14 protein-coding genes are annotated in these 15,279 nt (G+C 34.9%); 9 read left to right on the forward strand and 5 right to left on the reverse strand.

The window, feature by feature from the left end; translation table 11 throughout:
• Positions 1-165 precede the first annotated feature (165 nt).
• The gene (locus tag AC1EU5_RS00395; RefSeq protein WP_480191077.1) at positions 166-828 is read left to right on the forward strand and encodes a lysophospholipid acyltransferase family protein; all 663 of its coding nucleotides are present in this window, start codon (positions 166-168) and stop codon (positions 826-828) included.
• Positions 810-1,460, forward strand: coding sequence for a PAQR family membrane homeostasis protein TrhA (gene trhA / locus AC1EU5_RS00400; RefSeq protein WP_480190360.1), 651 nt, complete (start codon positions 810-812; stop codon positions 1,458-1,460). Before AC1EU5_RS00395 ends, trhA begins: the two co-directional genes overlap by 19 nt.
• On the opposite strand, the gene AC1EU5_RS00405 is transcribed toward trhA, so the two are convergent.
• Entirely contained in the window at positions 1,457-2,614 is a 1,158-nt protein-coding gene (locus AC1EU5_RS00405) for a DNA polymerase III subunit (RefSeq protein WP_480190361.1), read from the reverse strand. The two genes, trhA and AC1EU5_RS00405, sit on opposite strands and share 4 nt — an antisense overlap.
• 18 nt (positions 2,615-2,632) lie before the next feature.
• Entirely contained in the window at positions 2,633-4,021 is a 1,389-nt protein-coding gene (locus tag AC1EU5_RS00410) for a peptidoglycan DD-metalloendopeptidase family protein (RefSeq protein WP_480190362.1), read from the reverse strand.
• A gap of 155 nt (positions 4,022-4,176) precedes the next feature.
• Here AC1EU5_RS00410 and AC1EU5_RS00415 point away from each other — a divergent pair, with 155 nt between their 5' ends.
• The 7 genes from AC1EU5_RS00415 to AC1EU5_RS00445 all read left to right on the forward strand — a co-directional run bounded on the left by AC1EU5_RS00415 (position 4,177) and on the right by AC1EU5_RS00445 (position 11,291).
• Entirely contained in the window at positions 4,177-5,328 is a 1,152-nt protein-coding gene (locus AC1EU5_RS00415; RefSeq protein ID WP_480190363.1) for a PSP1 domain-containing protein, read from the forward strand.
• On the forward strand, positions 5,321-5,809 hold the full coding sequence (locus AC1EU5_RS00420; RefSeq protein ID WP_480190364.1) for a gliding motility lipoprotein GldH: 489 nt from the start codon (positions 5,321-5,323) through the stop codon (positions 5,807-5,809). Before AC1EU5_RS00415 ends, AC1EU5_RS00420 begins: the two co-directional genes overlap by 8 nt.
• Complete coding sequence (locus AC1EU5_RS00425) at positions 5,802-8,099, forward strand: transglycosylase domain-containing protein (protein ID WP_480190365.1); 2,298 nt, start codon at positions 5,802-5,804, stop codon at positions 8,097-8,099. Before AC1EU5_RS00420 ends, AC1EU5_RS00425 begins: the two co-directional genes overlap by 8 nt.
• A gap of 10 nt (positions 8,100-8,109) precedes the next feature.
• Positions 8,110-8,811 (forward strand): CoA transferase subunit A, encoded by a 702-nt coding sequence (locus AC1EU5_RS00430; protein ID WP_480190366.1) that lies wholly within the window; start codon positions 8,110-8,112, stop codon positions 8,809-8,811.
• A 4-nt stretch (positions 8,812-8,815) separates the two neighbouring features.
• Positions 8,816-9,472, forward strand: a complete 657-nt coding sequence (locus AC1EU5_RS00435; protein ID WP_480190367.1) for a 3-oxoacid CoA-transferase subunit B — start codon at positions 8,816-8,818, stop codon at positions 9,470-9,472.
• Complete coding sequence (locus AC1EU5_RS00440) at positions 9,473-10,237, forward strand: exodeoxyribonuclease III (RefSeq protein WP_480190368.1); 765 nt, start codon at positions 9,473-9,475, stop codon at positions 10,235-10,237. It begins immediately after the preceding gene.
• A gap of 103 nt (positions 10,238-10,340) precedes the next feature.
• Entirely contained in the window at positions 10,341-11,291 is a 951-nt protein-coding gene (locus AC1EU5_RS00445; protein ID WP_480190369.1) for an OmpA/MotB family protein, read from the forward strand.
• 3 nt (positions 11,292-11,294) lie between these two features.
• Here the strand turns inward: AC1EU5_RS00445 and rlmN are convergent, their stop codons facing one another.
• From rlmN to queA, 3 genes are all read right to left on the reverse strand, one after another.
• Complete coding sequence (rlmN, locus tag AC1EU5_RS00450) at positions 11,295-12,335, reverse strand: dual-specificity RNA methyltransferase RlmN (protein WP_480190370.1); 1,041 nt, start codon at positions 12,333-12,335, stop codon at positions 11,295-11,297.
• Positions 12,336-12,411: 76 nt separating this feature from the next.
• Entirely contained in the window at positions 12,412-14,097 is a 1,686-nt protein-coding gene (locus tag AC1EU5_RS00455; protein WP_480190371.1) for a T9SS type A sorting domain-containing protein, read from the reverse strand.
• A 104-nt stretch (positions 14,098-14,201) separates the two neighbouring features.
• Positions 14,202-15,251, reverse strand: coding sequence for a tRNA preQ1(34) S-adenosylmethionine ribosyltransferase-isomerase QueA (gene queA / locus AC1EU5_RS00460; protein WP_480190372.1), 1,050 nt, complete (start codon positions 15,249-15,251; stop codon positions 14,202-14,204).
• Between the last annotated feature and the right edge of the window lie 28 nt (positions 15,252-15,279).

Below are 15,279 nucleotides of genomic sequence, written 5' to 3' on the forward strand. Positions count from 1 at the left end.
ATGACGTTTTCGGTCGCAAAAATAGGGATTGTTATTTGAATATTATTATTGTTACTTTTGATCGCTGTGGAGTTTTTCAAAAACATTTTTAGAATTTTTTGGCGTGCCTGGTTCTATGGGTGGGTATTTTTTTCCATTCTTTTCGTACTGCCTTTATTGATTTTTGTGATTTATGATGAAAAATACTACAAGACCTTTTTTAAAATAGCCATTGCTTGGGGAAAGACTATCGTTTTTGTAATGGGTTTTAAGCCAGTGGTTCAATATAAACAGGAAATCTTACCAGATAAGAGTTATATGTTTATTGCTAACCATGCATCACTTATTGATGTAATGCTCATGCTATCGGTTATGAAAAATCCGGCAGTATTTGTTGGAAAAAAAGAAGTTGAGAAAATTCCTGTTTTTGGTTATGTAGCCAAAAAAACCAGTATTTTGGTGGATAGAGGTAATGCAGAAAGTAGAAAAGAGGTATACATAAGTGCTCAGGAAAAATTAAAATTGGGCCTGAGTATTGCCATTTTTCCAGAGGGGTTGGTACCCGAAGAAAGTGTGACTTTGGCTCCTTTTAAAAATGGCGCTTTCAGAATGGCCATTGAACATCAAATTCCGATTGTTCCTATGACATTTTACGATGTGAAAAAGCGATTTTCATGGACATTCTTTAGTGGTTGGCCTGGAAAATTACGTGTAAAAGTTCATCCTTTTATAAAAACTGAAGGATTAACTTTAGATGATATGGAACCTCTCAAGAAAAAGGCATATAATTTAATATATAATGAGTTGATCAATGACCTAGAGAAAGAATCATGCAAGACAAGCACCTAACATACTATACAAAGACAGAAGAAAATCTAAACGTTATTACGCATGCGCTAGGTTTGATTTTGAGTATAGCTGCCTTAGTTTTATTGATAGTGCATGCCAGTACCTACGGTACTGCAAGGCATATAGTTAGTTTTACCATTTTTGGTGTGAGTCTCATACTTATGTATTCAGCTTCTACATTCTACCACTATGTGCAAAACCCAAAATACCGTAAAAAACTTAATATTCTAGATCATGCAGCTATTTATGTATTGATTGCTGGAACCTATACACCGTTTACTTTAGTCACATTAAAAGGTTGGCTAGGGTGGACCATCTTCGGTATCACTTGGGGCATAGCATTAATCGGTATCTTCTTTAAGCTCTTTTATACAGGAAGATTCGATAAAATCTCAACCATTGCATATGTTGCCATGGGTTGGATTATCATTTTTGCCATTAAACCTTTAATAGAAAATCTTCCTTTGAATGGACTTTATTGGTTAATGGCAGGAGGTATCTTTTACACCGTTGGAGCCATTTTGTATAGCATTGAAAAAATAAAGTACAATCATGCTATTTTTCATGTCTTTGTCTTACTAGGTAGCTTTTCACATTTTATGGCCGTGTATTTTTATATATTAAAACACTAAACCGACTCCTTTTGATGCAATAATCGTGTTAATTTTATAGAAAGATCTAACAAAATAATCTTAGCATTTCCATTTCTTTCTATGTGATAAATGGCATCGTTTAATTCATTGCTTATTTCTAAAATATTGCCGCTATGCACAAATGGTGCAAACTTTTCTAAATTAAAATTTGCGGTTGTTGGTTCTAGAAATACCAACTGATCAGCTTGATAATTTTTTAACATGGACTGTCTGAAAAATTGAAGACAATACTGTAAAAAATTCTTTTGAACTTCACGCCCTGTTCTAGCTATTGTATCGCTCCAACCTACAAGATCATTTATAACAGAGGCATTGCCTTTAGCCCTAAATGCAGTTCTCACCCAAGTAATAAACCATTGTTCAAACTGCTCTTCATTATTTTCATTATGCGCAAGTTGTAGAGCCTTATTCCAATTACCATCAGCCTGATGTGCTATCTTAATAGCATCATTTTCGATAACATGTTGTAATTTCAACAACCCACTTTTGATCTCATTTTCACTTAGCGGAAATAATTTTACTACCTGGCATCGTGATTGAATGGTTTCTAGAATTTGATCCTCATTTTCAGTAATTAAAAGTAGTATCGTTTTTTCGGGTGGCTCTTCAATAAGTTTCAATAGTTTATTGGATGCAGCGATATTCATTTTTTCAGCCATCCAAATCAGCATGACCTTGAAGTTTCCTTCATAAGCTTTTAAAGATAGTTTCTTAACAATGTTTTCAGCTTCATCAACACCAATTTGACCTTGTTTATTTTCTATACCTAGCTGTTGATACCAATCAAACAAATCCCCATAAGGATTATTAGCAATAAAATCACGCCATTCACTAAGAAACAGATCACTAATAGGATGCTTTTTTACATTGGCATTGGCTGCCACCGGAAATACAAAATGCATATCAGGGTGCGTGAGTTTTTCAAATTTTAAATTACACGCCTGATTGCCTGTAATATTCTCACCATCTGAATTCTCACATAAAATATACTGAGCATATGCTATAGCTAAAGGTAAAGCCCCACTACCTTTAGGTGCAACAAACAATTGTGCATGCGGTATCCTTTGATTTTCAACCGAAATTACTAATTGCTTCTTGGCTCTTCCTTGTCCAATGATATCTGTAAACAGCATGCCACAAATATACAGTGCTTAATTCTTTATTAGAGGAAAAGTTTTAGAACTATTTGCTGCTTTAGAAGTGATTTTTAAAAAATAAACACCTTTAGCCATTAAATTTGGAGTAATCTCAGAAGACAGATAATCTTGACTAAAAATCTCTTGACCCAAATTATTATAAATGGAAATTTTAAAGTCATGTTCATTTAGATAAACTCCAGAAATTTTAAATGAACCAGAAAAAGGATTTGGACTAATAACTAAGTTTTCTATTTGTTCTTCCTCAACACCAAGTGAAGTAATAACCTGAAAAGTTTTGCTTTCGGTTTGACCTTGATATGAAACTTCAAAACGCCAAGTCCCTAAATCTGACAAATTATCAAACCACCAATACCAATATGATGATGAATAGGTATCTGTAAAATTCAATGTCCAATCAGTAAATAATGTTCCATTGGGTCTGTATAGTTTATAGGAAGCTGTTGTTCCTGATAACTGATCTCTAAAATAAGAGGCTACATACACTCTTTGAGTTGGTAAAAATTGATCTGCAAGATTTAACGTTTCTGTTTGAGGGCAATTATCAAACTTAAAGTCAGGATCATCATTATGCGTGAGCAATGCATTAATATAAGGTTTATAATATGATTTTTGATCTGCCCACCATGTAGTTGAATTCTTGTTATTACAAGACCCTACATAGGGATCAATTAAACTACCGCTACTGTCATATACTTCAAAATGTAAATGTGGGCCTGTTGAATTACCCGAACTACCTATAACACCAAGGTATTCACCTGCTGACACTGTTGATCCTATACCTTTTGAAGTAACACTTCCATTTTTTAAATGCCCATACCAAGCAATACTTCCATCAGAATGTCTTATGTACACCGCATTCCAAATATTACTATTAAAATCACAACTCCTATCAAAATTACCATCAAATTTATTAATTATAACTCCAGGAGCTGCAGCTACTACCTCAGCCATGTCATTATCCATTTGATACCAAGAAAAAGGCCAGGTATAAATATCCGTACCTTGATGGTTATACCCAGATTGAGTATCATAAGTTCTACTACCGCAATTGTAATCTAATAAGAGGTCTGGTGAATTAGTATTGTGATCTACATAAAACGATATTCCCCAGACATCAAAAAAATCAGTACTAGAAGACTTTTGCACTGGCCAATCGAATTGTTGTATTATGCTACTTTTAACCTTAGGTATTTTACCTTTACTTACAAGCATTGCAATATTATTGTTCAATTGTTTATGAATACTTTTCCTTTGCTCTTCAGTAATACAAGGCAGATTATCCGAATTGAATTTAAATTCACCTCCATTAAAATTAAGATTATTTTGAGCAGAAATCAAACAACCTGAAATCAATAAAAGAAATGAAAAAAGATTTCTCAAAACAGAAGAAAGTTTAGATAGCTTATCAAATATAAGGAATTTTGAGCTTCACCTTAAATTGATAAAATGGTTTAGCAATAATAATTATCTTTACAGGTTGAAACGATTTATGAATTTAAAACCGAGTCTAAACTTGGTTTCAAAATAAAACATATATGAGCTGTAATAGTTGCTCAACAGATGCGAATGACATCCCTAAAGGCTGTAAAAGTAATGGTAGTTGTGGTACGGGGAGTTGTGATAAGTTAACTGTTTTTGATTGGCTTTCTAACATGACCTTGCCATCTGGTCAATCAAAGTTTGACATTATGGAAGTGCGCTTTAAAAATGGGCGAAAACACTTCTATAAAAACACCAAGAATCTTCCTGTTCATCTTGGTGATCTAGTAGCTGTAGAGACATCACCAGGACATGATATTGGCACTGTTTCTCTTACAGGTGAATTGGTAAAAGTACAGATGCGGAAGAAAGGTGTTGCACAGAAAGATGAGATCAAACAAATTTATCGAAAGGCTTCTCAAAGAGATATAGATGTCTGGAAAACTTCTCGCGAAAAAGAACAAGAAGTACAGCGTAAGTCGCGACTTATTATTAATCGCCTTGGTCTAAAAATGAAATTATCTGATGTTGAATTTCAAGGTGATGGTAACAAAGCCACATTTTATTATACAGCAGATGACCGTGTTGATTTTAGGCAATTGATAAAAGAATTAGCTTCTACTTTTAGAATTCGTATTGAAATGAAACAAGTAGGCTTACGCCAAGAAGCAGCCAGACTTGGGGGTGTAGGATCCTGCGGTCGTGAACTTTGTTGCTCAACATGGTTAACTGATTTCAGGTCTGTTAATACTTCATCAGCCAGGTACCAACAATTATCATTGAATCCTCAAAAGCTTGCAGGGCAATGTGGTAAATTAAAATGTTGTTTAAACTACGAGTTAGATTCCTATATGGATGCTTTAAAAGATTTCCCGGATTCAGATATATGGCTGCATACCGAAAAAGGCATTGGTGTTTTTCAGAAAATGGACATTTTTAAAGGGTTGATGTGGTATGCTTATAAAGATAGTCCCGTTCAATGGCATCAATTAAATGTAGAACAGGTAAATGAAATTGTATCTTTAAATAAACAGAAAAAGAAAGTTGCAAGTCTTGAAGAGTTTGCATTTGAACAAGATCAATCAAAAAAGAAAGATTTGATTTTTAGTGACGTAGTTGGTCAAGACAGTCTAACACGGTTTGATAAAAAGACGAAAAGAAAAAAAAGAAATAGAAATAAACGAAAAAAACCTCGTAAGAATGCGTAACATTCTAGTGTTAATCTTGTCTTTTTTTGCGGTTGCATGTTCAAATAATGCTGTGTTTGATCAGTACAAAACTATTGAAAACGGTAAATGGCATAAAGACAGTATTGTAAGTTTTCAATTTAGTCATGCAGATACATTGTCTCGTAATAATTTGTACATTAATTTACGTAACAATAATGACTATCAATACAGCAACTTATTTTTAATTGTAGATATTAATTTTCCTAACAATACGAGTGTTAAAGATACGTTGGAATATGAAATGACTAACCAAGAGGGAAAATTTTTAGGATCAGGACTGACTGATTTAAAAGAGAATAAACTAGAATATAAAACCAACGTTATTTTTCCAATATCAGGTGATTACAATATCAATATACAACAAGCCATGCGTAAAAGTGGTGCTGTAGATGGTATTGAACAGTTAAAAGGAATAACTGATGTAGGTTTTAGCATAGAAAAAATGACCAATAATGACTAAAAAAACAGAAGAACAAAAAACTACTTTTAAAACATACACCAAATGGATATGGCGCCTTTTTTTTGGAGGGGTTTTAGCTTTTTGCCTAATGTTTCTACTAGCATCTTTCGGAGTTTTTGGTAAACTGCCTTCGTTTGAAGAATTAGAGAACCCTAAAAGCAATCTAGCAACAGAAGTAATTTCAAGTGATGGGAAAACCATTGGCACCTATGCTGTTGAAAATAGAACTCCTGTTGGATATAAAGAATTACCAAAAAATTTAGTAGATGCACTTATTGCCACTGAGGATATTAGATTCCAGAAACATTCTGGCATAGATTTTAAGGGGACTGCACGCGCAATTATCAACATGGGTAAAGATGGTGGTGCAAGTACCATAACCCAACAATTAGCCAAGATGTTGTTTACCGAAAGACCTTCCGCAAGTATTATTCAAAGAGTACTCCAAAAAGCCAAAGAATGGGTAATCGCCACTAAATTAGAACGGCAATATACTAAGGAGGAAATCATTGCAATGTATTTTAATAAGTACGACTTCTTAAATCAAGCTGTAGGTATTCGTTCCGCTTCAAGAATTTATTTTAGCAAAGAGCCTAAAGACCTCAATCAGGAAGAGTCAGCGGTATTGGTAGGTATGTTGAAGAATTCTTCACTCTATAATCCATTACGGAGAAAAGAAATGGTTAAAAATAGACGCGATGTTGTTTTGGCACAAATGGCCAAATATGAGTTTATAAGTCAAAAAGAAAAAGATTCGCTTCAAAGCTTACCGTTGACTTTGGATTATTCACCTGAAGATACCAGTTTTGGGATGGCCACCTACTTTAGAGAATATTTACGAGGGTTCCTAAAAGATTGGGTTAAGGAGAATCCAAAACCTAATGGAGAGGAATACGATATCTATAGAGATGGACTAAAAATTTATGTTACTATAGATTCACGTATGCAGAAATATGCAGAAGAGGCTATGGAAGAACATATGTCAAACCTGCAACGCGTGTTCTTTAAAAGTCAGAAAAACAATAATACAGCTCCTTTTTATGATCTCGATAAAAAAGATGTAGAACGAATTATGAATGGCACCATGAAACGATCGAATCGTTGGAAGCGCATGAAAAAACAAGGTAAGTCTGATAAAGAAATTCGTGCTTCTTTTGATGAGAAAACTGAAATGCGAATTTTTTCCTGGAAAGGTGAAATAGACACAATTATGACTCCTCGTGATTCTATCTTATATTACAAACACTTTTTACGATCAGGTATCATGTCTACCGAAACGCAAACCGGTCATGTAAAAGCTTGGGTAGGAGGTATTAATCATAAACATTTTCAGTATGACCAGGTAAAGCAAGGATCTCGTCAGGTAGGCTCAACATTTAAGCCTTTTGTGTATGCTACAGCTATTAATCAATTACGTCTATCTCCATGTCATGAATTAAATAATACACCCTATACCATTCCTGAAGGTAAGTATGGACTTCCTGAGTCTTGGACCCCAGGAAATTCTGATGAGAAATATGGCGGTACCAAAACCTTAAAAAATGCATTGGCTAATTCTACCAATGTTATTACTGCTCAACTTATTGATATGGCTACTCCTAAAAACGTAGTGCGTTTGGCTAAGAAATTAGGAGTTGTTAATGAGGTTCCCGAAGTACCTTCAATTGCATTAGGTAGTGTTGACCTTACGCTCTATGAAATGGTTGGAGCTTACAACACCTTTGCTAATAAAGGTATGTATGTAGAACCTATTATGGTATTACGAATAGAAGATAAAAATGGTACGCCTTTAAGCGAATTTTCACCAAAGACTAACGAGGTTTTAAATGAAGAAGCCGCTTATACAGTAATTAATTTGTTAGAGGGTGTAACTCAAGCTGGTTCTGGTATTAGATTGCGTACCTCTTGGGCTAAATATCCTGATAGTATTGTATCTGGTTATCCTTATAAATTTGAAAATCCAATTGCTGGAAAAACAGGCACAACACAAAATCAGTCAGACGGTTGGTTTATGGGGTTAGTACCAGATTTAACAACAGGTGTTTGGGTAGGTGCTGAAGATAGAGCGGCTCATTTTCCTGATTTAGCACGAGGGCAGGGAGCCTCTATGGCATTACCTATTTGGGCATTGTACATGAAAAAATGTTATGCTGATAAAGAATTAAATATTAGTGAAGGTGCTTTTGAAAAACCATCAGATCTTTCTATTGAGCTAGATTGTAATAAATACAAGAATCCTGAAAATGGTGAAGATACTTCAGATGAAGTAGAAGAAGTGCCAGAATTTTAAACTTGAAGTTATGATCAATAAAGTTGTAAAAAATACTGAACAAGCTTTGCAAGGTGTACAATCTGGTATGACGTTTATGTTGGGAGGGTTTGGCTTATGTGGTATTCCTGAAAATAGCATTGCAGAATTAGTGCGATTAGGAATCAATAACCTAACTTGTATTTCAAATAATGCCGGCATTGATAATTTTGGTCTTGGATTGTTGCTTCAACAGCGGCAAATAAAAAAAATGATCTCATCGTATGTTGGCGAAAATGATGAATTTGAACGGCAAATGCTAAGTGGTGAGCTTGAGGTAGATCTTATCCCTCAAGGTACGTTAGCCGAACGTTGTAGAGCGACTGGTGCTGGTATTCCAGCTTTTTATACACCTGCTGGCTATGGTACTGAAGTGGCAGAAGGTAAAGAAACGCGCGAGTTTAATGGTAAAATGTACGTGCTAGAACACGCTTTTAAACCTGACTTTGCTTTTGTAAAAGCATGGAAAGGTGACACAGCAGGTAATTTAATCTATAAAGGAACTGCAAGAAATTTTAACCCTATGATGGCGATGGCTGGCAAAATTACGGTGGCAGAAGTAGAAGAGTTGGTTCCTGCAGGTAAATTAGACCCCAATCAAATTCATACACCAGGAATTTTTGTGCAGCGTATTTTTCAAGGTCAACATTATGAAAAACGCATAGAAAACAGAACCATCACTCCAAAAAATTAACAGCATGAGTCTAGACAAGGTTGGAATAGCAAAAAGAATCGCTCAAGAATTACAAAATGGCTGGTATGTAAATTTAGGTATTGGTATCCCTACATTGGTGGCTAATTATGTGCCAAAAGGAATTCAAGTTGAATTTCAAAGTGAGAATGGTTTGCTAGGAATGGGGCCTTTTCCTTATGAAGAAGAAGTTGATGCTGACCTTATTAACGCTGGTAAGCAAACAGTAACTGTTTTAGATGGTGGTTCTATTTTCAATTCAGCAACTAGTTTTGCTATGATTCGTGGCCAGCATGTACAATTGACTGTTTTAGGTGCTATGGAAGTGGCACAAAATGGAGACATTGCCAACTGGAAAATTCCTGGAAGAATGGTTAAAGGTATGGGAGGAGCAATGGATTTAGTTGCTTCCGCAGAAAATATCATTGTCGCTATGATGCACACTAACAAACGAGGAGAATCGAAACTGCTTAAAAAATGTTCGTTGCCATTAACTGGTGTTGGATGTGTAACAAGAATTGTAACAAATTTAGCCGTTTTAGAAGTAAAAGAGAATGCTTTTCACTTGCTAGAAAGAGCTCCTGGAGTTTCAGTTGAAGAGATAAAAAATGCTACCGAAGGAACACTTATTGTTGAAGATGAAATTCCTGAAATGACTATTTAAATGAACATAATTTCTTACAACGTTAACGGAATTCGAGCAGCTTTAAAAAAAGGATTTATAGATTGGTTAAAAGCAACAAATCCAGATCTGATCTGTATTCAGGAAACCAAAGCGCACAAAGAACAATTAGACTTAAGCGTTTTTGAAAATGCCGGGTACGAGCATCACTATTGGTTTTCAGCTCAAAAAAAGGGATATAGTAGTGTGGCCATCTTGTCAAAGATAAAACCAAATCATGTAGAATATGGAACGGGTATAGAATCAATGGATTTTGAAGGTAGAAATCTTAGATTAGATTTCGATAATGTATCAGTTATGAGCTTGTACTTGCCTTCAGGTACGAACGATGCCAGATTGAATTTTAAGCTCAATTATATGGCTGAATTTCAAGAATACATCAATCAATTAAAGCAAGAGATTCCCAATCTTATTATTTGTGGCGATTATAATATTTGTCATGAAGAAATTGATATTCACAACCCAAAAATGAAAGGCGTTTCAGGTTTTTTACCTGTAGAGCGAGAGTGGATTGGCAAGTTTATTGATAGTGGATTTATAGACACGTTTAGATATTTTGTAAAAGATCCTCATCATTACACTTGGTGGAGTTATCGGGCAAATGCCAGAGCAAATAACAAAGGCTGGCGCATTGACTATTGTATGGCAACGGAATCATTGAAAAATCGATTAAAAAGAGCATATATTTTACCAGAAGCCAAACATTCAGACCACTGCCCAATTGGTGTTGAAATAAGCCCATCCTAAATCCTTCCCAAAGGGAAGGACTTTAAATTGTTAGTAGTATAAAACTATTTATACTTATTGTCATTCCTGTATAGGCAGGAATATAGAAATAAATCATTTTATCATGAAAAAAATTCTTTCTATTGTAGTACTTACCAGCCTACTAACTTCCTGTGTTTCAAAAAAAATATATACTGAACTCGAGGATAAATACAATCGTTTACGAGATAATAACTCTGAGTTATTTGGTGAAAATCAAGACCTTATTGATACCAAAAAAGAATTAGAGGCAAGTAGGATTCAGCTACAATCTGAAGTTGACAAACTGAACTCCGACAAAGAAAAGCTAAATGATGAAGTCGTTCGTTTAGAAGATCGAAAAACAAAGCTCGAAAAAGAATATGATGAGCTATCCCAGATGAGTAGTCAGCAACTTTCTGAAAAAGAAAAACAAAATAGAGAACTCCTATTGCAACTTCAAGAAAAAGAAGCGCAGTTAGCTAAGGAGGGTGCAAGACTTAGTGAATTACAAGGTGATTTAGATGCACGTTCTAAGCGTGTTGATGAATTAGAAGGCCTAATAGCCGCCAAGGAAGCAAAAATGCAACGATTAAAAGAAGCTGTTTCATCAGCATTAAGTGCATTTGAAGGAAAAGGACTTACCGTAGAACGTAAAAACGGTAAAGTATATGTTTCTATGGAAAATAAATTATTGTTTAGTTCTGGCAGTTGGGCTGTAGGCAGTCAGGGGCGCTCAGCAGTAGTTAATTTGGCCAGCGTATTAAAACAAAATTCTGATATTGATGTTTTGATAGAAGGACATACTGATAATGTACCTTATGGCGGAAAAGGTGCTGTTCAAGATAATTGGGATTTGTCTACCAAACGAGCTACTGCTGTTGCACGTATTTTAACAGCTAATAATGTTTCACCTGAACAGATTACCGCTGCAGGACGCAGCAAATTTTTACCGGTTGCAAGCAATAATTCTGTTTCCGGTAAAGCCAAAAACAGACGCATTGAAATTATACTCGCCCCTAATTTAGATGCTATTAATGATTTGTTGAATGAGTAGTTTCTAAGAAGTTTTATTCGCCAGTTGTCCACACGCAGCATCAATATCTTTACCTCTGCTTCTGCGTACATTCACAACTATTCCGTTATTTTCTAGTGTTTTGATATACATATCAATCGCTTCTGGTGATGCTTGCTGAAACTCACCATCATCTATAGCATTATACTCAATCAGATTTACCTTACACAGTACTTTTTTGCAATAGCTTACCAAGGCATCAACATCTTTTTGGGTATCATTAATGCCCTTCCAAACCACATATTCAAAAGTGATTATTTTCTTTGTTTTCAAATACCAATATTGTAAGGACTCTAAAAGCTCCGCTAGATTACTCTTTTCGTTGATCGGCATCATTTTAGATCGCACTTCATCTATAGCTGAGTGTAAAGAAACCGCTAGATTAAATTTAACGTCATCATCCGCCATTTTCTTGATCATTTTCGGAATACCCACGGTGGAAAGCGTGATACGCTTTGGCGACATTCCTAAACCTTCATCAGATGTAATCTTGTCAATAGATTCTAATACGTTTTTATAATTTAAGAGCGGTTCACCCATACCCATAAAAACAATATTTGACAATTTGTGATTGTGGTAAAATCTACTTTGTTTATCAATAGCTACAACTTGATCATAGATCTCATCAGGATTCAGATTACGCATCCGCTTTAAGCGAGCTGTTGCACAAAAATTACAATCTAAGCTACACCCTACTTGGCTTGATACACAGGCAGTTGTTCTGGTCTCAGTTGGTATCAAAACAGATTCAACAATCAATCCATCATGTAGTTTAATGGCATTTTTTATAGTGCCATCATTTGAACGTTGCATTTGATTAACTTCTATATGATTGATCACAAAATGTTCTTCTAGCATAGCACGAGTTTCCTTAGAGATATTGGTCATATCATCAAAAGAATGTGTTGCCTTATTCCATAACCACTCATATACTTGATTCCCGCGAAAGGCCTTATCACCGTTTTTTACAAAAAAATCACGGAGCTCATTTTTTGTCAATGCACGTATGTCTTTCTTTTTTATCATTTTTAGCAAAAATAAAAATTCCCGCCTCCCGATAGTCATTAGGAGCAGGAATTTAATCTCTTATATTAATAAGCAATTACTTGTTTAATATAATTTTCTTTACCAATCTTCTCTGCGTATCAATCTCTGTAAATCTTATGAAGTAAACATTTGAAGGAAGATCCGAAAGATTAACTGATTCATTGTTAACAGCACCTGTTTTCAATCTTTGACCTAACGTATTAAAAATTTCGTAACTCATATCTGTTACTAATCCTGTATTTTTAACTTGAACAATACCATCTGTAGGGTTTGGAAATACAGAAATATTAGCCTCTAAAATTTCGTCATTATTTGACAAGGTGTTTTCGATAGTATTTATTGTTGTAGGGTTCCCTCCAACAGGGTCAAGCCAATGACTTAATTGAGTGGCATTTGTTCCTCCTCCATTCCAAGCGGTAGAAAACCTTCCATAAAAATCAGACTGGTTGTTATCATTTGTACCATTACAAAGAGCAGAGCCTCCAAACAATTGACCAATAATCCTTCCGTCTTGATTAAATAATGCTGATCCTGATGAACCGCCCTCAGTGACACCTATCTCCCATCCATTACCTGCAGCTGTAACGTGCCAAGTCTGCGATGTTTGATTACCAATTGTAATAGTAGCTTGTGTTATTCCTGAATCATCTCTGCAGACCTTCATAATATCTCCATCTGGATGATGAATACCTACAACAAAATCAGGTATATTAGTGGTTCTATCCCACCCTGCAAAGGTCACATCCCAATCCTCTGGAATAGAATTATTAATCTCAACTAACATCATATCACCTAAAGCATTTCTTGCCCTTAAAGTTGTGCCACTAATAGTTTGATTCTCCGTAGCATCGCTACTGTTCATCTCACCCCCACAGATAGGGTTCGGACTTATCCAATTAAAGCGTAATGCATAGGTAGCAGGATCGGTTCCATCAAAACAATGATTTGCTGATAAAAAATAAGGTGTTTTATCTTGTGACGTATTATTAACCAAAGTTCCTGTGCATATAAAAGCTCTACTAGCATTCGTAGGATCAGGCATTAGCATAAATGCAACAGCTTTCTTCAAAAGATTTTTTTGAGCTTCAAAATCATTTCCAATAGGACAGTCAACATCATGATTACAATCACCAGAGCTATTTAATGCTTTTTGCACATTAGGAAGATATCCTTTTTGATATTTATGCCCTATTCTGTATCCATGTATAATTGAAGATAAATTTAATTTTCCTTGCCCTCTAACCTCTTTTGGCTCATAATATTCTACCCACAATTTATCTCCCATTACAAACCATGTTCCAAGTACTTCTTTCTTATTGTTTTGGGTATGGGTATATGCTCCAAGTAAGTCTGTTCTACTATCGTTATATAAATATATTTTTCCTCCTATTGGTAGATAGAATTTATCAAAAATAACACTTAAGTGTACTGCATCTTTTGAACTAAATAAAATACGCCAAATCCGATCTCCATTGGGTAGCTCAGTCCAAATACCACTATTATTTAAACCATAATCTACATCATGCACAACTCCCACTTGTAAACGTTTAGATTGAAATTCCTTTTCTCTTTTAACATCTTCATTTCTAATTTCCTGAATATTAATATTAGGTAATGAGATTGCTTCAAGAAATGATTTCTGTCCTAATAAATCCCAACTAACGGGTTTTCCTTCATTTGTTACCTGTCCAAATGAAAATATATAGAGAAAAGAGAAAAATATGAGTAATTTTTTCTTCATTGAAAAAAGCTTTAATGACGTAAAGATAAATCTTTTAAAACAAAAAAGCATTTATCGACTTCCAGACAAATGCTTTTTAACATATTATTTTAATATCTTACCAACTACAAAATCAACATAGCATCACCATATGAATAGAAGTTATATTTTTCCTTAATAGCTTCTGCATAAGCCTCCTTTAAAAAGTCATGTCCTGCAAAAGCAGCAGTCATCATCATTAAGGTAGATTGCGGGGTATGAAAGTTGGTGATCATAGCATTTGCTATACCAAAGTCATACGGTGGAAAAATGAACTTATGAGTCCATCCTTTAAAAGGATTTAAACGATTATCCGAAGACATAGAACTTTCCATAGTTCTCATTACAGTAGTACCCACAGCACAAACCCGCTTCTTATTATCTAAAGCATTATTTACGGCTTTGGCAGCGTTTTCAGGTATGTGAATTTCTTCCGAATCCATTTTGTGCTTTGATAAGTCTTCAACTTCTACAGGTTGAAACGTACCTAAACCAACATGCAAGGTAACTTCTGCTAAATCTACTCCTTTAATCTCTAAACGCTTCAATAAATGTTTAGAAAAATGCAACCCAGCGGTAGGTGCTGCTACTGCTCCTTCATGTTTGGCGTAAATGGTCTGGTAACGTTCTGCGTCTGATGGTTCTACCTCTCTTTTTATATATTTAGGAAGAGGTGTTTCGCCTAGCTCCTTTAATTTCTTTCTAAAATCTTCGTAGCTACCGTCAAAAAGAAAGCGAAGTGTGCGTCCTCTAGAAGTTGTATTATCTATTACTTCAGCAACTAAATCGTCATTTTCTCCAAAAAACAATTTATTTCCGATTCTAATTTTTCGAGCTGGATCAACCAAAACATCCCACAAGCGACTCTCCTTGTTCAATTCACGTAATAAGAAAACTTCAATTCGCGCACCTGTTTTTTCTTTATTACCATACAATCTTGCTGGAAAAACTTTGGTATTATTAAACACCATGATATCTCCTTCGTCAAAATAATTTATTAAATCCTTAAATTGTTTGTGCTCAATTGTCTGATCTTTTCTGTTCAACACCATTAAGCGAGCTTCATCTCTCTGTTCAGAAGGATATTCTGCTAGCAAGTCATTTGGTAAGTCAAACTTAAAATGTGATAATTTCATGTGTGGATATTTATTCTTCTTAAAATGA

The sequence above is a fragment of the Maritimimonas sp. 2405UD52-3 genome (genome assembly GCF_056591715.1).